The 18540-nt window shown below is 63.8% G+C and carries 17 protein-coding genes and 1 pseudogene; 10 read left to right on the top strand and 8 right to left on the bottom strand.

Annotated features, from left to right (window positions below):
• Positions 1 to 2 precede the first annotated feature (2 nt).
• The 10 genes and pseudogenes from HMPREF3151_RS07830 (at position 3) to HMPREF3151_RS07875 (ending at position 13336) form a co-directional block, all read left to right on the top strand.
• Positions 3 to 1856: a GTPase gene (locus tag HMPREF3151_RS07830; RefSeq protein ID WP_070474988.1), complete on the top strand. Its 1854-nt coding sequence runs from the start codon at positions 3 to 5 to the stop codon at positions 1854 to 1856.
• Positions 1849 to 3447 carry a GTPase gene (locus HMPREF3151_RS07835; protein WP_070474989.1) on the top strand — a complete coding sequence of 533 codons (1599 nt, stop codon included), beginning with the start codon at positions 1849 to 1851 and terminating at the stop codon, positions 3445 to 3447. Before HMPREF3151_RS07830 ends, HMPREF3151_RS07835 begins: the two co-directional genes overlap by 8 nt.
• Before the next feature lie 140 nt (positions 3448 to 3587).
• Positions 3588 to 4904, top strand: coding sequence for a CaiB/BaiF CoA transferase family protein (locus HMPREF3151_RS07840; protein ID WP_083290251.1), 1317 nt, complete (start codon positions 3588 to 3590; stop codon positions 4902 to 4904).
• Positions 4905 to 4919: 15 nt separating this feature from the next.
• Positions 4920 to 6023 carry a CoA transferase gene (locus HMPREF3151_RS07845; RefSeq protein ID WP_070474991.1) on the top strand — a complete coding sequence of 368 codons (1104 nt, stop codon included), beginning with the start codon at positions 4920 to 4922 and terminating at the stop codon, positions 6021 to 6023.
• A 4-nt stretch (positions 6024 to 6027) separates the two neighbouring features.
• Positions 6028 to 7185, top strand: a complete 1158-nt coding sequence (locus HMPREF3151_RS07850) for a thiolase C-terminal domain-containing protein (protein WP_070474992.1) — start codon at positions 6028 to 6030, stop codon at positions 7183 to 7185.
• A gap of 32 nt (positions 7186 to 7217) precedes the next feature.
• A complete protein-coding gene (locus HMPREF3151_RS07855; protein WP_070474993.1) occupies positions 7218 to 7646 on the top strand; it encodes a Zn-ribbon domain-containing OB-fold protein in 429 nt (142 codons plus the stop codon).
• A gap of 91 nt (positions 7647 to 7737) precedes the next feature.
• Positions 7738 to 9357 carry a helix-turn-helix domain-containing protein gene (locus HMPREF3151_RS07860; protein ID WP_168160620.1) on the top strand — a complete coding sequence of 540 codons (1620 nt, stop codon included), beginning with the start codon at positions 7738 to 7740 and terminating at the stop codon, positions 9355 to 9357.
• A gap of 142 nt (positions 9358 to 9499) precedes the next feature.
• Positions 9500 to 10945, top strand: coding sequence for a GntP family permease (locus tag HMPREF3151_RS07865; protein ID WP_070474995.1), 1446 nt, complete (start codon positions 9500 to 9502; stop codon positions 10943 to 10945).
• Positions 10946 to 11045: 100 nt separating this feature from the next.
• Positions 11046 to 11885 (top strand): annotated as a pseudogene (gene thiD, locus HMPREF3151_RS07870) (bifunctional hydroxymethylpyrimidine kinase/phosphomethylpyrimidine kinase); the annotation flags it as partial.
• A 575-nt stretch (positions 11886 to 12460) separates the two neighbouring features.
• Entirely contained in the window at positions 12461 to 13336 is an 876-nt protein-coding gene (locus tag HMPREF3151_RS07875) for a carbohydrate kinase family protein (protein ID WP_070474996.1), read from the top strand.
• 4 nt (positions 13337 to 13340) lie between these two features.
• On the opposite strand, the gene glmS is transcribed toward HMPREF3151_RS07875, so the two are convergent.
• The 8 genes from glmS to rplB form a co-directional block, all read right to left on the bottom strand.
• Positions 13341 to 15206: a glutamine--fructose-6-phosphate transaminase (isomerizing) gene (gene glmS, locus HMPREF3151_RS07880; protein ID WP_070474997.1), complete on the bottom strand. Its 1866-nt coding sequence runs from the start codon at positions 15204 to 15206 to the stop codon at positions 13341 to 13343.
• A gap of 130 nt (positions 15207 to 15336) precedes the next feature.
• Positions 15337 to 15621 carry a 30S ribosomal protein S17 gene (gene rpsQ, locus HMPREF3151_RS07885; RefSeq protein WP_070474998.1) on the bottom strand — a complete coding sequence of 95 codons (285 nt, stop codon included), beginning with the start codon at positions 15619 to 15621 and terminating at the stop codon, positions 15337 to 15339.
• A gap of 2 nt (positions 15622 to 15623) precedes the next feature.
• Positions 15624 to 15863, bottom strand: coding sequence for a 50S ribosomal protein L29 (rpmC, locus tag HMPREF3151_RS07890; protein WP_070474999.1), 240 nt, complete (start codon positions 15861 to 15863; stop codon positions 15624 to 15626).
• The gene (gene rplP / locus HMPREF3151_RS07895) at positions 15863 to 16279 is read right to left on the bottom strand and encodes a 50S ribosomal protein L16 (RefSeq protein ID WP_070475000.1); all 417 of its coding nucleotides are present in this window, start codon (positions 16277 to 16279) and stop codon (positions 15863 to 15865) included. The genes rpmC and rplP overlap by 1 nt, the downstream gene beginning before the upstream one ends.
• A 3-nt stretch (positions 16280 to 16282) precedes the next feature.
• The gene (gene rpsC, locus HMPREF3151_RS07900; RefSeq protein WP_034997239.1) at positions 16283 to 17026 is read right to left on the bottom strand and encodes a 30S ribosomal protein S3; all 744 of its coding nucleotides are present in this window, start codon (positions 17024 to 17026) and stop codon (positions 16283 to 16285) included.
• Positions 17026 to 17385: a 50S ribosomal protein L22 gene (rplV, locus tag HMPREF3151_RS07905; protein ID WP_070475001.1), complete on the bottom strand. Its 360-nt coding sequence runs from the start codon at positions 17383 to 17385 to the stop codon at positions 17026 to 17028. The genes rpsC and rplV overlap by 1 nt, the downstream gene beginning before the upstream one ends.
• Before the next feature lie 3 nt (positions 17386 to 17388).
• Positions 17389 to 17664: a 30S ribosomal protein S19 gene (gene rpsS / locus HMPREF3151_RS07910; RefSeq protein ID WP_018017481.1), complete on the bottom strand. Its 276-nt coding sequence runs from the start codon at positions 17662 to 17664 to the stop codon at positions 17389 to 17391.
• A gap of 16 nt (positions 17665 to 17680) precedes the next feature.
• Positions 17681 to 18514, bottom strand: a complete 834-nt coding sequence (gene rplB / locus HMPREF3151_RS07915) for a 50S ribosomal protein L2 (protein ID WP_070475002.1) — start codon at positions 18512 to 18514, stop codon at positions 17681 to 17683.
• Positions 18515 to 18540: the final 26 nt, after the last annotated feature.

Consider the following 18540-nt stretch of genomic DNA (forward strand, 5'->3'; position numbering starts at 1 on the left):
GAATGGGACAGGTGAATACACCTGTTTCCCACTCGGCCCCAGATGTCCTTCAGGCCGTGCGCGGCGTGCGCGATGCGGTGGCAGACACAGCGTTGCCTGTCGGCGTCGCCTCCGAAGCCCGCGCCGTAGTCAACCAACTCGACGACTATGTGCTGCCGCGCCTGGCCAATCTCGACGCGCCCCTGCTCGCCGTCATCGGCGGCTCCACCGGCTCCGGCAAATCCACTCTTGTCAACGCGCTTCTGCGCGAGCGGGTGTCCAACCCGGGCGTGATCCGCCCCACCACCCGCCAGCCGGTGCTGGTGGCCAACCCGGGCGACGCGGACTGGTTCAACTCCCCGCAGGTGCTGCCCGGCCTCGCCCGCTCCCACGGCGCGGGCGATGAGCGCTCCACCACCCTGCGTGTCGTGGACACGCCCCGGATTCCAGAGGGCTTGGCGCTTCTCGACGCCCCCGATTTCGATTCCATCGACGACCAGAACCGGGCCCTGGCGTCCCAGCTCCTCGCCGCCGCGGACCTGTGGATCTTCGTCACCACCCCAGCGCGCTACGCGGACCAGCTGGTGTGGAACTTCCTCAACGACGCCGCCGGCCGCGGCATCGAGGTGGTGGTGGTGCTCAACCGCCTCGACGAGAAGGCCGCAGAAACGGTGCCGGACGACCTGCGCCGCATGATGAACGACGCCGGGCTGTCCAACGCCACCGTGTTTACCGTCCCGTTCGTGGCGGACCTGGGCGGCGACCAGGCCGGTGAGTTCCTGGGCGAGGAGCTGGTCGCGCCGCTTCGCGAGTACCTGACCACGCTCGCGGACGACACCGCAGCCCGGCGCGACGTGGCCGGCAAGACCGTCGCGGGAGCCGTGGAATCTGTCCTGACCCGCGTGGACGCCCTGGTGGGCGGCCGTGAGCGCCAGGAGAGCTTTGCCAACCAGTTGGACGAGTCGATCCACGAGTTCTACACCGCCGCGAACCGGCACGTCATCGACGCCACTTCCGACGGCAAGCTGCTGCGCTCGGAGGTGATGGACCGCTGGCAGGACGTCATCGGCACCTCCGACGTGTTCCGCGGTTTCGAGCGCTGGTTCTCCAGTGCCGTGGACAAGGTGGGCAGCTTTTTCACCGGCCAGCCCGCGCCGCTTCGCGAGGTGGAAACCGAGATCGAGTCCGGCCTGCACGCCGTGATTGTGGATGCCGCCGAGACCGCCGCGTCGCGCGCGTGGTCCCACACCGGTTCGGTGGCCCCTGAGCTGCGCGCGGAGGCGGATCCGGCGCTCGCCCGCGCCAGCGCCGATATCTCCGACAAGGCCGCGCAGCTGGTGCGCGACTGGCAAAAGGACATGGTGCAGCATATCCAGGACACCGCGGGCGACAAGCGCCAGCGCGCCCGCATCATGTCCTTCGGCCTGAACGTGGTCACCGTGGCGCTGATGCTGGTGGTCTTCGCCTCGACGGCGGGTATTACCGGCGGCGAGGTGGCCATCGCGGGCGGATCCGCCGTGGTGGGCCAGAAGCTTTTGGAGACCATCTTCGGCGAGGAGACGGTGCGCCGCATGGTCGTCCAAGCACGCGAGGATCTGAACCAGCGTCTGGGCGAGCTCTTCGCCGCGGAGCGCGACCGCTACCACGCACTGACGGATCCCCTGCTCGAGGGCGCGACCGCAGAGCAGATGCGGGAGGCTTCCGCGGAGGCGAAGCGCGCTGTGGACGTGAGGCTCCTTGGGCTCGTCGATAGGCAAGACGCCCCGCAGCTGCCCGCACAGCAGGAGGACGTGCAGGACAGCTTCGAGCGCGGCACGCTGCGCGGGCTGTTCGACCAGTTGCGCGGCAACTTCGGCAAGGGGGACGGCAATGTTTAGGAAGAAGACTGGCCTGACCGAGCGGCTGGAGGCGCTCGAGGAGGCCGCGCAGATCGGCGCGCCCTACCTTTCACCTACCAACCGCGAGGGCCTCGAGCGCGTGGCAAGGGCGGGCGCGGAACGCCGCGCGCTGTCCGGCGACCACACCGTGGTGGGTTTTTTCGGCGCCACCGGCTCCGGCAAGACCTCGCTGTTCAACGCGGTTGTGGGCGAGGATCTGGGCAAGGCGGCGGCGCGCCGCCCCACCACCTCCTCGCCGCTGGCCGCGATCTGGGAGCCGGAGGGCTCCGAGGAGCTGCTGGACTGGCTGGGTGTGGAGGACCGCCGCGCACGTGAAGGCGAGTTCGCCCGCGGCGCAGGCCCGCTGATCCTGCTGGACCTGCCCGATTTCGACTCGGTGGAGGCGTCCAACCGCGCCATTGCCGAGCGCCTTGCCGGCCAGGTGGACGTGCTGGTGTGGGTCACGGACCCCGAGAAGTACGCCGACGGCGTCATCCACGATCAATTCATCCGCCCGCACGCCACACACTCCGAGGTCACGCTTGCGGTGCTGAACAAGGCGGATCTGCTCGCTGCCGGCGATGTGGGCACGGTTGCGGGCAGCTTCGAGCAATTGCTTATCGACGACGGCTTGCGCAACATCACCGTCATCCCCACCTCCACCCTCACCGGTGAGGGCATTGAGCGCTTGCGCGGCGCGATCGCCAAGGTGGCGCGGGCCCATACTGCGCAGACCGCCCGCATCGAGGCTGACATTCAGGCCGTGACGCGGGACCTCGCCGCGCCTGCCGGCGAGGCGACGCGGGCCCCGGCAAAGCAGGCCAAGCGCGAACTGGATGCCGCGCTCACCCAAGCCGCCGGCGCCGACCATATCGCGGAGACCACCGCGGCTGCCTACCGCAAGCGGCTGCACGAGCGCACCTGGTGGCTGGTAACCAGCTGGATTACCCGTTTCAAGCCGGACCCGCTGCGCAGGCTGGGTCTTCGCGAGGACGCCGACGAAGTCGGGGTGCACCGCACGTCCATGCCGGAGCTCGACGCCGCTTCGAAGGCCGTGGCCAACCGTGGCCTGCGCGATTACGCCGCGGACGCTGCGGCTGGGCTACCGCCGGCGTGGGAGGCGGCCGTAGCCGACCGCGCCGATGAAGTCTCGCTAGCACTTCCCGCGGAGTTGGACCGGGCGGTGGCGCGGACGAGGTTGCCCGCGGAGCCGTCGAAAAGCTGGAGCCTGCTCACTGTGCTGCAGTGGCTGTTCCTACTCGCCGCTCTGCTCGGCGTGATCTGGTACTTGCTCGTTGCGTTCGTGCCCGGCATCCTCACCCCGCTGCTGGGCGCCGACCTTGTGCCGCAGGTGGAAGGGTGGCCGATTCCGACGCTGCTTATCCTCGCCGGACTGCTCGGCGGGCTTGTGGTGGGCCTTATCACCGCGGTGTTCGGCGGGCTGATCGGCTCGGGCGTGAAGCGGCGCACCCGCGCCGCGTTACAGAGAGAGGTCGCGACGATGTCGGAGACCGTTGTGGTGGAGCCGCTGGCGAAGGTGCGCGGCGACTACGAGCGCTTCAACGAGCAGCTCGCCATCGCCGCAGCCTAACCGTTTACATATCCCACCAGGATATACATCGGTACGGAACTATATCCGGAAACGATGTACAACAGTGAGACGCACGCCATTATCGTTTCTTCGTAGTGCTTTAGGTCACTATCGATGCCACTTGGCAAGGAAGGAACATAATGACGGAGACTGGCACTGCCCTTCCACTCGAAGGGGTAAGGATCCTCGATTTCACCTGGAGTGTCGCCGGCCCCACCATGACCCGCTACCTCGCGGGCTTGGGCGCGCGGGTGCTCAAGGTGGAGTGGCCGAAGGGACCGGACCCGATGCGCACCGCGATGTACCGCGCGGACACCGAGGAGAAGAACCTCAACAACGGCGCCTTCTTTTCCAACCTCAACGTCGGCAAAGAGTCGATGACCATCAACGTGAAAGACTCGGACGGTCTGCAGGTGGTCAAGGACATCATCAGCGAGGTTGACGCCGTAACCGAGTCTTTCTCCGCCCAGGTTATGGAGCGCTGGGGTCTTGGGTACGACGAGATGAAAGCGATCAACCCGAAGATCGTCTACGTCTCGATCTCCGGCTTCGGACACACCGGGCCGCATGCGGACAAGAACACGTGGGGCCCGACCGCCCAGGCAATGAGCGGCATGACCGCGGCGGTCGGCGTGCCGGGGCGCGACCCCGCAGGCTGGGGCTACTCCTACCTCGACGTGTGTGCCGGTTACATGGGTGCGATCGCTGTCGCGGCCGCCGTCCTGCAAGCGCGTGAAACCGGCGAGGGTCAACACGTCGACTTGTCGCAGGTGGAAACCGGTTTGGCTCTGGTGGGTCCGATGCTGACGGAGTACCTGACAAACGGCATCCGCCCGCCCGGCGGCTACCCCGGCGGCAACACGAGCATCGACGACGCCGGCACCGACGTCGGCTTCCGCGGCGATCAGGCACCAATCAGCGACATCTTCCCCACCTCTGGCGGCGGTTCCAACGATTACGTGGCGCTGACCGTCGAGACAGAAAAGCATTGGGACACGCTTCGCGAGTTTGTCGACGGCCTGCCGGAGGTCACCCTGGCCGAGACGACGAGCCACCGGGGTGAGATTGCCCAGCAGCTCGCCTCGTTCCTCAGCTCGAAGACGAAGTACGAGGCGGCTGACCTGTTCACCTCCCGTGGCATCCCCGCCGCAGCGGTGCAAGGCGGCCAGGACCGTGTGGAATACGACCCGCAGCTCGCCCACCGCGGCCTGCTGGAACAGCGTGCCCACCCGAGGTTGGAGACCCACAACGTGCAGTCGCTGCCCTACCGCTTCCTGCTCAGCGAAGGCGGCTGGCAGTTCGCCGACCAATTCCCGGTACTGGGCGCGGACACCCGGGACATCTTGGCCTCTGTGCTCGACCTCGATGAGAAGCGCCTAGACGAACTCGATGACAACGGGGTTTTGTGGCCGGAAGGCGTGCCCCACGAAGTAACTATTGCGAACTCGCTCTGGTAGGAAGGACGCACTCTCTTGCACCCCAACATTCTCAACCGGTCGCTTGCCAATGTGAACGTCATCTACCTCGGCGACCAATTCAGTAGCTACACCGCGAGGTTGCTGCACGACCTCGGCGCGAACGTCACCAAGCTAGTTGACGCGGACTACACCCCGGCGCCGCACGAGGACCACTACCTCGCAGGCATCACGCTCGAGGAGACCGACTCTGTTATCGAGCGCGCGAAAGACCGTGCGAAGGACGCGGACATCATCATCAACTCTCCACTTGCCGGAGAGGGCTGGCCAGTGCTTTCCGCAGAGCAGGTTGAGCAGCTCCACGCCGATAACCCGCGCCAGGTGATCGCCACGATCACCCCCTACGGCATGACTGGCCCCTGGGCAGGCCGCCCGGCATCCGACCTGACGCTTCTTGCGGCAGGCGGCTTCCTCGGCTCTTGCGGTTACGACGACGGCGAGGAAGCCGGCATGCCAATGGCCCCCACCGGCGGCCAAGCGAACCACGTGGCTGGCATGCTCACCACAATCGCGATCCTGGCCGAACTCACCCAGCTGCAGACCGACGAGCAAGCTGCCGTGGAGCCGCTGGACATCTCGGTGCAGCACGCACTTTCAGTGTCCACGGAGATGGCGATCCCGTACTGGGATTACACCGACCGCGAAGTGGAACGCCACACCGGCCGCCACGCCATGCCGGTGAAAACCGCGAAGTGGCAGCACAAGGCTGCCGACGGCAAGTACTTCCTAGCACTCCCGCTCTACGTGGACGACAAGCGCTACGCGGATTTCCGCCAGTGGATGCGTGACGAAGGCTTCGCCGATGTCGTCGAGTCGGACAAGCTCACCGAGGACGCGTACCGCAGCCAGAACCAGCCAGAGCTTGTGGAGCAGTTCCGAGAGTTAGTCAACCACCGCAACAGTGGGTGGCTATTCACCGAGGGGCAGCGCCGGCGTCTCCCCTGGGCTCCTATCAACACTGCCGACGAGTGCATCGACGATTCGCACTTCGCCACGTTCCGCACCTCCATTGAAGAAATCGATGGATCGCGACGCGCACGCTCCCCGTTCCTCATCGAGGAAGCGCAAGTGCAAAACCCCCAGTCCGACGAGGAGAAGTGATTCCATGAGCCAATTCAACGCTGACATCATCGGAGTAGGCCAGACCGAGTACACCCGCGGCACTGAGCGAAGCGAGTCGCAACAGATCATCCACGCGGCCATCGAGGCATGCAAAGACGCGGGCGTGGACACCAGCGATGTCGACGGCATCGTGATGGCCTGGAACGACATTCCCTCCAACGAGGACTTCATCAACGCGCTCGGCATCACCGACCTCCGCTACCACTCCCATGTACACATCGGCGGGGCGTCTGCGGCCGCGGCGGTGGGTCAGGCGGCTGCTGCAGTGTCCTGCGGGATGGCCGAGAACGTACTGGTCACTTTGGGCTGGAACGCGTACTCGGGCAAGCACAGCTTCAGTTCCGCGGACCAAACCGATTCCGCGATCTACGTCCCGGGGAAAGAGATCCGCCAGAACCTAGAAATGCCGCTTGGCATTTTCGCCCCCATGCAGTGGTACAGCTTCCACGCGAACCGGTGGATCCACGAGTACAACATCGACCCCAACGCGATGCGGACCGTCTCGCTGACCACCCGTAAGCACGCGAACCTGAACCCGAACGCCTACTTCCAATCCCGCAAGCTGACGGAAGAGGATTACGACAACTCGAAGGTCCTGGTCAAACCGTTCCACCTCTTCGACATTTCGCTTGAGACGGACGGCGCGGCCGCGGTGCTGGTGTCCAGGAAGGGCAACAGCGACAAAGGCGTCTCCATTCTCGCCTCTACAGAGGGCCACGCCGACTACCCGGACGACATCCTGGGTCGTCGCGACATCTTGAACATGGGCATCACTAAAGCTGGCCCGCGCGCACTGCAGATCGCTGGCGTGACTACCGACGACATCGATTTCGCTGAGCTCTACGACTGCTTCACGTTCATCGTGCTGCGTCAGCTGGAAGAGATTGGCTTCTGCGAGCGCGGCGAGTCGCCCGATTTCGTGGCGGACGGCCGAATCGGCCTCGGCGGCACATTGCCGGTGAACACCCACGGCGGCTTACTTTCCGAGGCGCACGTCGCGGGCATGAACCACATCGTTGAGGCGGTTCGACAGCTTCGCGGCGAGTGCGGCGAACGCCAAGTCCAGGACGCAGAGGTCGGTCTGGTGACTGGCTACGGCGATTTCGGGGACGGATCCGCGGTCGTGCTCGCTCGGAACTAAAAGACAACAGCGAACTTTGTTGGGAGATTGAAATGGCAGAGAACACTATCGAAGCTAGCAACGACGTCTTGATGCCGGGCGCCGCCGACGACCCTCGCTACCAGCAATTCTTCGAAGGGCTGAAGCAGAAGGAAATCCGGGTGCGCCAGTGCACTCAATGCGAGAGGTGGCAGTGGCCACCGCACGACCGCTGCTTCCAGTGCCAAGGTTCTGATTTTGAGTGGCATCAGATGCCCACGTCGGGTGAGGTGTACTCCTTTTCCGTGATGTACAGGGCCTTCGACCCGTACCACCAGGACAAACTTCCCTACGGCATTGTGATCGTCCAACTCGGCCCCGTGCATGTCACCGGGCGTTTCGAGGGGGATCCGGAGGACATCCACTGCGGCATGCCGGTAGAGCTGGTGTGGGACGACCTCGCGGTAGCAGGCCACAGCCCGGTCTTCGCCGCGGCTAATTAGCCCTCCGGAGCCCGATTCGCCCGGTAAGCTTCCCTCCGATATGGACAGGGACCACGGGCAATCCACTACCGCGGCAGCAAGGCGCGTGGCGGTGCGTAACGAGTTGTACGACACCGTCGCGCGCCTGACTGCTGTTACGGATTCAGCGACTCTAGTGCGGGTCCTTTGCCGAGACGTCCGAAGCGCCTTGCGCTGCGAGTTGACCTACATCGCCACATCGGACGACGAGGAAGAAAGCATCACTGCGATTACCGCGAGCGGTGAGCCGGCGGTCCGCTTTTCCTCTGTGAGAACAGGACGCAGCGTCGGTGTTGCTGGCCTGGTGGTCTCCACGGGCCGGATGTTCGCTACTTCCAACTACTGGGGCGACAACGAGTTCAACCACGACCCGGAGATAGATGCGATCCTGAAAAAGGAGGGTCTCGTCGCATACGCTGCGGCTCCTCTCGTCGCGGACGGGAAGACGATCGGGGCATTGTTAGCCGCCGAGCGCCACGAAAGAGAGTTCACTCAGTTTGACCTGGAGCTGCTCAGCGAGATTGCGTCGGTGGCGGGGCCCGCGCTGCGCAGGGTTCAAGAAAGCGAAGACACGGAAGAAGAGTTGCGCAGTCTGCGAAGCTCCACCCGCCGTGCGGAGGCGTTCCGGTCGAGTGTGTTTGACCCCCTCGGAGCCGTCGCCGCGGGTACCGCGTCATCCAAGGTGCGCGAGCTCATCCTGGACAGCATTTCGACGAGTTTCGGCGTGCACGCGTCCATCGCCAACTCTGATGCCAGCGCCGCCCCGGAGCGGGGATGGCGCTACGTCAACGAGATTCCCAACGCAGGAAGAATCGCCCGTTTCTTCCACGTGGAAGCACCCGAGAAGCCCACAGATGGCTGGCTTGCCGCCGCGGCGGAATCGGCAGCCTTGGTGCTGGGTGTAGTGGGCCAGATGGAGGAATCGCGGGCCGCGGCTGACGAGCGGACCCGTGGCGAGTTGTTGCAGGATTTTCTCGCTGGCCGTTCTCCCCGCTACTTGGCGGACAGCGCCAGAAAGCTCGATGTTGAGGAAGTGCTCGACGAAGCCGCAGCCCTTGTCATCATCCCCTCGAAGCCCAACCGTCGAGGTTTGCGTTCCATGGAGGTAATGCGACTGGTCAAGAAGTTTGGTGGGCTCGTCGAAGACCAGGGAACACGGGTTATCTTCCTTATCCCCAACCGTGAGTTGGAGCAGCGCAGCAAGGCGCTGACCGAAACCTTCCTTGGAGAAACCGGGGACGGTTACGCCGGGCTTTCGGCAGTGGGCACGCCGGCGCGCTACCCGGAGCTCATCGTGGAGGCCACTTCGCTCGCGGTTGCATCGAAGAATATGGGAGCCCAGGGAGCGGTTGCCAACGCCGCAAGTTTCGGATTCGTCGGCGCGGCCTTAAGCTCCGACGAAGCGCGAGCGGACATGATCATCCGCAAAGAGATAGAGCCCGTCATCACGTACGACAAGGACCGAGGCACCGACCTCATCGCAACCATGCATTGCTATGTGCGCAACAACTTCAACGCTCGTCTCACCGCAGACGAGTTGGTGATCCACCCTAAGACGGTCTCGCAACGGTTGGCACGGATCTCGGCGCTCCTCGGGCCCGACTGGGCGCAGTATCCGAGGAGTTTGAATGTAGCCAGCGCTTTAGAGATTCTGCGGATTCGGGAGTCACTCGGCGGCTCGATCGAAAATTAACGAACCACCCGCCCTCCCCAATACCCTGCAGGATATATTTTCGCCTGCAAATGTATCCTGCCGGTTCATAGACCGATGGGATATAACTCACTACTTTCAGGCCAAAGTGGTTCACATCACAACTGTCTGAAGGAAGTCGCTCATGGTCATCCCGTTCATCGGCATCATTTTGTCGCTTTTGTTCCTGATTGGAATGGCATACAGGGGCCATTCAGTCATCGCCATGGCACCGCTGGCCACGCTCATCGCACTGGCCTTTTCCCGTGAGCCACTCCTCGCTTCCTACACGCAGATTTTCATGCCGGCAGTTGGCAAGTTCATCAGCAACTACTTCCCGCTTTTCCTAGCCGGAGCCATTTTTGGGCGGTTGATGACAGTCAGCGGCTACGCCACTGATTTGGCACGCTGGATCCCCCAGCTGTTTAAGAAGCCGAACGTGTTGATGGTGGTCACCCTCGTGACCGCGCTGCTGACCTACGGTGGCGTTTCCGTTTGGGTGGTTGTGTTTACCGTGGCCCCCATCGCGAGGGCACTCTTCCGCGAAGCAGGAGTTTCGTTCCGCCTGATGCCCGCGGCAGTGGCTCTCGGCGCTGGAACTTTCGCGGCGACAGCAATGCCTGGATCTCCCCAGATCCTTAACGTGATCCCCACCCGCTACTTCGAAACCACCACATTCGCAGCATCCTTCTTGGGACTGATTGGCAGCGCAGTCGTCTTCGGGGTCGGCGTTGCGTGGCTAACCTACCGAGCCAAAAAACTCGGCCCAGAGATTGAAATTGCAGACAAGGTCGAGGCGAAAGAAAACAAGGTCACCGAGATTTCCGGTGAGGGTCCCACTGTCTCCACCGCCCTAGAAAACACTCCGGTTCGCACCGGCTCGCTGACTAAACGTGGACTCATCTCCCTCCTTCCGATCCTTGTGGTGATCGGGGTGAATGCTCTGTACGTCTACGCAATAGGCCCGAACGTGGACACCTCGTACTTGGCGGAGGAGCGCTTCGGCAGCACCTCCCTGCAATCCGTGATCGGCGTCTGGTCTGTCACCTTGGGCCTGTTCGTGGCAGGCCTGCTCATTTTCGCCCTCCGCCCTTCTATGGCGAAGGAGTACCTGGCGTCGCTCACCGACGGCGCGACCAACGCCGTGCTGCCCGCCTTCACCACCGCTTCCGAAGTTGGCTATGGTGCCGTCGTTGCATCGCTGGCTGTGTTCGCCGTGATTCGCGACGGTCTTTTCAACGTGAGCGACAACCCTGTCGTCGTCGGCATCATCGCCGCAGCAGGCATCGCCGGCATCACAGGTTCAGGCTCGGGCGGCGTGTCCATCACCCTTGAGGCGTTCGGCGAGCAGCTGTATCAGCTCGCATTAGCTAACGACGTCAGCCCGGACCTCCTGCACCGCGTCATCGCGATGGCTTCCGTCTCCTTCGACTCACTGCCGCACAACGGCGCAATTATCACCATGCTGCTGGTCTGCGGCATCACCCACCGTCAGGGATACAAGGACATCGCCGTGGTGACGATCGGCGGAACGCTCCTCGGCCTTCTCACCGTCGTAGTCCTAGGCACCGTTTTCCCCTTCATGGTGTAGGCAGGTCGACCTTCGACTGGACCCGCCGCCACGACGCGAACCTCCTCGTCTTCGGTACCGTCGGGACCATCACTATCCGCAATCGCGAAAGGATGGCTCCATGACAGGCCGCGCTTACAGCCAAATCCCCAACGTTCTCTCAATCGCCGGCACCGACCCGACTGGCGGCGCCGGGATCCAGGCGGACTTGAAGTCGATCGCCGCCGCGGGAGGCTTCGGCATGTGCGTGGTCACTTCCCTGGTCGCGCAGAACACGCAGGGCGTTCGCGAGATCCACACCCCGCCGCAGGCGTTCCTCGAAGCGCAGCTCGCCTCCGTCTTCGACGATGTGGAGGTCGACGCGGTGAAGATCGGCATGCTCGGCGATGCGGAAACCACCAAGACCGTCTCCGATTTCCTCAAGCGCCGTCGCGTGCCCGTCGTAGTCGTGGACCCGGTGATGGTGGCCACCAGCGGCGATCGCTTACTCACCCAGGATGCCGAGGAGGCGCTGCGCCAGTTTGTGAAGGATCACGCCACCGTGGTCACCCCGAACGTTCCGGAGCTCGCCGTACTCACCCAGAATGAGCCTGCCAAAGATTTCGACACCGCAATAGAGCAGGGCAAGGAGTACGCCAACGCGACCGGGGTGGCTGTGCTGGTAAAAGGCGGCCACCTTGAATCCGGCGCCGCGTCGAACGCCCTTGTACAGCCGGACGGCGTGGTCCACGTCGCGGAGGTTCCGCGTGTGGACACCAAGAACACCCATGGCACGGGCTGCTCGCTGTCGTCTGCGCTTGCCACTCGCCTGGCCCTCGGCGACCGCTCCCCCGCCGCTGCGAACGACGCAGTGACGTGGACTTCGGAGTGGCTGCACGAGGCGATCGCCCACGCCGATGACCTGAACGTGGGCCAGGGTCACGGCCCGGTCCATCACTTCCACCGCCTCTACCGCCAGGCTGGCCCCGTTCGTTAGGTGCGCGGTCGATCACTGCAGAATTTATGGTCAAATCAGCACGCTTGCTCATCCTGATCCACAACCATTCCAAACCGGTGGGACAGCCAGTAAGGTTGGGCTCATGAGCGACCCACACAATGAGGACCAAAAGGTTGCCGCTGTCCGGGCTTCAATGATTATGGCAGGGCAACCGCTGTCGTCCAGCTTAGAACTTGAGGGCCGTCGCATACTCCGTGGAGAGATTACTGCGGACCAGTCAGTATTGGAGTACTTGGAAGCTCACGGCTTGGGCGATACTCCACGCGCGACCGAGTTGCGCCGCCGAATCTCCGGTGCCGCTTAAGTGAACCTGCGCTCGCACAAAACGCCTGAGAATTACTTCGGTATTCGCGTTTTCCGCCCAATTCAATTTGAGCGATACTCTCGGAAACCGTGATGCGCTCCGCTCTTCCGAGATATTTCATCAGATGATGCAACATCGGAAGCTACATCCAGGCTGCCCCTGGTCGCCCGAATAGACGACGAATTGACATAGTCCGCTTAGCAATCGGCCCCCTTTTGATGGTTTAGTGTGCCCCATGATCACCGTTTACGGAGAAGCGCTCGTCGACCTCGTGCCATCCTCGCCGCACCCGCTCGCGCCGCTCACTCCGGCGCTCGGCGGCGGCCCGTTTAACGTCGCCCGCGCTCTTGGGCGCATGGGTTCGCAGGTGTCGTTCCAGTCGCGCTTGTCCGCGGATGCGTTCGGGGAGGCGCTTCGCACTTCGCTTATCGACGTTGGCGTGGACCTTTCCCACTGCCCCATCGGTAGCGAACCCACGTCCTTGGCGGTGGCGTCGCTCGCGGAGAACGGCTCAGCGTCGTACACCTTCTACGTCGACGGCACTGCCGATCGTCTCGCGGAACCCGTGCCGGTTTCCGCCGGGTACGCGGTTTTTGGGACGCTGTCGCTGGCACTGGAGCCGGCGTCGCTGCGCTATGCGGCCGCCGCGCGCGAATCTGCGGATTTGGGCGCGGTGGTGTGCCTGGATCCGAACATCCGCCCCGCCTTCGCGTCTGAAAAACACCGCCTTTTTCTGCGCGGCATGTTGGAGAACGTGACGGTGCTCAAGCTTTCGGACGAGGAGGTGGGCTTCATCGGCGACACCGCCCACGTTCCCGTAGTAGTGACCACCTTGGGAGGTGAGGGCATCTCGGTGCGCGCGCCGTTCGGCTCCGTCACAGTGCCCTCCATTGAGGTAGAGGTGGCGGACACGATTGGCGCGGGTGACACCGTGATGGCCGCGCTCGTGCACGAATTCGACCGCCGTGGGCTCGACCGCGAGGGGCTCCTCTCCCTGGGCGAGGAAGAGTGGCGCGAGATTCTTCAGTTCGCCGTCCGCGCCGCGTCGATCACCGTCTCACGCCCCGGCGCCGACACACCGCACGCCCACGAGTTGGCCGGATCAAGCTAGCTGGCTACTCCACCGTGACGGACTTCGCCAGGTTCCGCGGTTGGTCCACGTTCAGGCCGCGCGCCTCGGCAACAGCACAAGCGAACATCTGCAGCGGGATGGTGGACAGCAGCGGCTGCATGAGGCCTGCCGATTCCGGGATGCGGATGATGTGGTCGGCGTACGGCACGACATCCTCGTCGCCGTCCTCTGCGATCACGACGGTTACCGCGCCGCGTGCGCGGACCTCCTGGATGTTGGACACGACCTTGGCGTGCAGGTTGTTCCGGGACTTCTTGCTCGGCACGATGATGAACACCGGCTGGCCTTCCTCCACCAGTGCAATCGGGCCGTGCTTCAGCTCACCGGCCGCGAAGCCCTCAGAGTGCAGGTAGGCCACCTCCTTGAGCTTCAGTGCGCCCTCCAGCGCCACCGGGAAGCCGACATGGCGGCCGAGGAAGAGCACCGACTTCGAGTCTGCGAGCTCCTCACCCAGAGTGCGCACCTGTCCCCCGCGATCAAGCACCTGCTGGATCTTCTCCGGCATGGCCTGGAGCTCGTCGATAATTGCCCTGATCTCGTCGGCGTATTTGTTGCCGCGCACCTGCGCCAGGTACAGGGCGAGCAGGTAGGCGGCGACGATCTGGGAGATGAACGCCTTGGTCGACGCCACGGCGATTTCTGGGCCGGCGTAGGTGTACAGCGACGCGTCTGCCTCGCGCGGGATGGAGGAACCGACGGTGTTGCAGATGGCGATCACCTTCGCGCCCTGCTCGCGGGCGTGGCGCACGGCCATGAGTGTGTCCATGGTTTCGCCGGACTGGGACACGGCCACCACGAGGGTGCGTTCGTTGACAATCGGGTCACGGTAGCGGAACTCGTGGGCGAGCTCCACCTCCGTCGGGATGCGGCACCAGTGCTCGATGGCGTAGCGCGCCACCTGACCTGCATAGGAGGCGGTGCCGCAGGCGACGATGATGATTTTGTTGATGGAGCGCAGCAGGGATTCGTCGATACGCAGCTCGTCCAAGATGAGCTTGCCGTGCTCGTCGAAGCGCCCGTAGAGGGTGTCGCGGACGGCGGAGGGCTGGTCGTGGATCTCCTTTTCCATGAAGGAGTTGAAGCCGCCCTTCTCCGCGGCGGTGACGTCCCACTCCACGGTGAACGGCTTGGCTTCGGCGGGGTTGCCGTCGAAGTCGCAGACCTCGTAGCCGTCGGCGGTCAGGGTGACAATCTGGCCGTTGTCCATCTCCACGGCGTCGCGCGTGAACTCGATGAAGCCGGCGACGTCGGAGCTGAGGAAGTTCTCGTTCTCGCCCACGCCGATGACCAGCGGGGAGTTCCAGCGCGCGGCCACGATGCGGTCCGGGTGGTCCGCATGGATCGCCAGCAGGGTGAAGGCGCCTTCGAGGCGCTGTGCGGTCAGCTGCATGGCGCGGGTGAGGTCGCGGTCCGCTTCCTTGTCGTAGATGTCCAGCAGCAGGGTGCCTGCCACCTCGGTGTCGGTTTCGGACTTGAAGCTGTAGCCCTTATCGACGAGCTCCGCCTTCAACGCCGAGAAGTTCTCGATGATGCCGTTGTGGACCACAGCCATGCGGCCGTCGCCGACGACGTGAGGGTGGGCGTTGGCGTCGGTCGGGCCGCCGTGGGTTGCCCAGCGGGTATGCCCGATGCCCAGCTTCGAAGACGCAATGGGGTTGTCCGCAATTTCGGCTTCGAGGTCCGCGACCTTGCCGGCTTTCTTGCGGCACTCGATGACGCCGTTGTTGGCCACGGCAACACCAGCGGAATCGTATCCGCGGTATTCGAGGCGGCGAAGTCCCTCGACAATGACATTTTTCGCGTCGCGCTCAGCGGTGCCGGCGCCTACGTATCCAACGATTCCACACATGGGAAAAATCGTACTCCTGTTTAGGGGGCTGTAAAAAGTGGAAAACCCCACCCTCAGGGGACCAAAACACGAAAATACCCGCCCAACACGGGGGTTGGACGGGTACGTGTCGTCGAGAAGCGAGATGCTCTTAGCGGGCCTTCTCGATGATGTCGACGAGACGGAAGTGCTTGTCCTTGGACAGCGGACGCGTCTCCTCGATCAGGACGAGATCGCCGACACCGGCGATGTTCTCCTCGTCGTGTGCCTTCACGCGGTTCGTGGTACGCACGATCTTGCCGTACAGGGCGTGGGACTTGCGGTCCTCAACCTCGACAACGATCGTCTTGTCCATCTTGTCGGACACGACGTAGCCACGACGACGCTTCTGCACTGCCTTGACCTGGGTGTTCTCAGTCACGTTTGCCTCACTCATGGTTATGCCTCAGCTCCCGTGGACTCGGGGACGACGGACAGGCCAAGCTCGCGCTCGCGCAGCACCGTGTAGATGCGAGCGATGTCGCGCTTCACGGTGGAGATGCGGCGGTTGTTGGTGAGCTGGCCGGTGGCGAGCTGGAAGCGCAGGTTGAACAGCTCTTCCTTCGCCTCGGTCAGGCGGGTGCGCAGCTCGTCGTCGCTCAGCTCACGGAACTCAGATGCGGGGGTACCGGTTGCCATTAGAACTGGTCCTCCTTCTTGATCACGCGGACCTTGCACGGCAGCTTAGCGCCAGCGCGGCGCAGAGCCTCCAGTGCAGTTTCCTCGTTCGGGTAGGACATTTCGAAAAGGATGCGGCCAGGCTTGACGTTGGCCACCCACTTCTCCACCGGGCCCTTACCGGAGCCCATACGCACGCCGAGCGGCTTCTGGGTCAGCGGACGGTCCGGGAAGATGTTGATCCACACCTTGCCACCACGCTTGACGTGGCGGTTGATGGCGATACGTGCGGACTCGATCTGGCGGTTGGTGATGTACGCCGGCTCGAGCGCCTGCAGGCCGTAGTCGCCGAAGGTGATCTGGTTGCCGCCCTTGGACACGCCCGAGCGGTTCGGGCGGTGCTGACGGCGGTACTTCACGCGCTTAGGGATGAGCATGAATTAGCCCTCCTTCTTCTGCTCTGCACGCTGGCGACGCTGGCCGCCGCGGCGCGGGCGACGGTCGCCACGGCCACCACGCTCGTTCTTCGGAGCGTTGAGCTCGGACTCGCGGACACCGCCCACGACGTCGCCCTTGTAGATCCACACCTTGACGCCGATGACGCCGAAGGTGGTGTGTGCTTCTGCCGTGCCGTAGTCGATCTCCGCACGCAGGGTGTGCAGCGGAACGCGACCCTCGTGGTAACGCTCGACACGGGACATTTCCGCGCCGCCGAGGCGGCCGGACGTCATAACCTTGATGCCCTTGACCTGCGGGTTGCGCATCGCGGACTGGATGGCCTTACGCATGGCGCGACGGAACGCGACACGGTTGACCAGCTGCTCGGCGATGGACTGCGCAACCAGGGTTGCGTCGGCATCGATGTTCTTGACCTCGATGATGTTCAGCGCGACCATCTTGCCGGTGAGCTTCTCCAGCTCGCGGCGGATGCGGTCGGCCTCGGCACCGCGGCGGCCGATGACGATGCCCGGACGAGCGGTGTGGATGTCCACACGCACGCGGTCGCGGGTGCGCTCGATGACGATGTCGGAGATGCCGGCGCGCTCGAGGTTCTTCTCAAGCCACTCGCGGACCTTGATGTCCTCCGCAACGTAGTCGGCGTAGTTCTTGTCGGCGTACCAGTGGGACTTCCAGTCGGAAGTGATACCCAGGCGCAGGCCGTGCGGGTGAATCTTCTGGCCCATTACTTGGCCCCTTCCTTGGACTCGACAACAACGGTGATGTGGGAGGTGCGCTTCCGGATCTGGAAGGCGCGGCCCTGAGCGCGCGGCTGGTAGCGGCGCATGGTCGGACCCTCGTTTGCGTAGCACTCGGAGATGACGAGCGTACGCGGGTCCAGGCCGAAGTTGTTCTCAGCGTTCGCAGCTGCGGAGGCGACAACCTTCGCAACGTCCTTGGCAGCACCCTGCGGTGCGTACTTCAGGATCGCGAGGGCCTCGGCAACGTCCTTACCGCGGACGAGTGCCAGCACGCGGCGGGCCTTCATCGGCGAGACGCGGACAAACTTGGCCGTCGCGGATGCAGTGGTGATGGTGTCAGCCATTGCTTATCGACGTCCCTTCTGTTCCTTGACGTGACCCTTGAAGGTCTTGGTCGGTGCAAACTCGCCGAGCTTGTGGCCGACCATGGACTCGTCGACGAACACCGGCACGTGCTTACGGCCGTCGTGGACGGCGAAGGTGTGACCGATGAAATCGGGGAGAATGGTCGAACGGCGCGACCAGGTCTTGATGACCTGCTTGGTGCCAGCCTCGTTCTGAGCGTCCACCTTGTTGAGGAGGTGCTCATCGACGAACGGGCCTTTCTTCAGGCTACGTGGCATGTCTGTTTACCTCCTCTTAGCGCTTCTTCGAGCGGCGACGCCGCACGATCATGTTGTTCGAATAACGGTTCGGGTTGCGGGTGCGGCCTTCCTTCTGGCCCCACGGCGACACCGGGTGACGGCCACCCGAGGTCTTGCCCTCGCCACCACCGTGCGGGTGGTCGACCGGGTTCATAACCACACCACGCACGGTCGGGCGCCAGCCCTTCCAGCGCATACGGCCGGCCTTGCCCCAGCGGATGTTGATCTGGTCGGCGTTGCCGACCTCACCGATGGTGGCGCGGCAGCGGATGTCCACGCGGCGGATCTCGGAGGACGGCATACGCAGGACCGCGTAATTGCCTTCCTTACCCAGCAGCTGGATGGAAGCACCCGCGGAGCGGGCCAGCTTCGCGCCAGCGCCCGGCTTGAGCTCTACTGCGTGGATGGTCGTACCGGTCGGGATGTTGCGCAGCGGCAAGTTGTTGCCGACCTTGATGTCGGCGTTCGGACCAGCCTCGACGACGGTGCCCTGGGTCAGGCCCTTCGGCGCGATGATGTAGCGCTTCTCGCCGTCGAAGTAGTGCAGCAGCGCAATGTTTGCGGTGCGGTTCGGGTCGTACTCGATGTGAGCGACCTTGGCCAGCACGCCGTCCTTGTCGGAGCGGCGGAAGTCGATCACGCGGTAGCGACGCTTGTGGCCACCGCCGCGGTGACGGGTGGTGATGTGGCCGTGGGTGTTACGGCCGCCCTTCTTCGGGAGCGGGCGCAGCAGCGACTTTTCCGGGGTCGAGCGAGTGATCTCGTCGAACGCGGAAACAGAGCTGGCACGGCGACCCGGAGTTGTCGGCTTGTACTTACGAATAGCCATAATGGTTCCTTTTCTATCGTCCTCTT

Source organism: Corynebacterium sp. HMSC05H05 (assembly GCF_001807265.1).
Taxonomy (GTDB): Bacteria; Actinomycetota; Actinomycetes; order Mycobacteriales; family Mycobacteriaceae; genus Corynebacterium.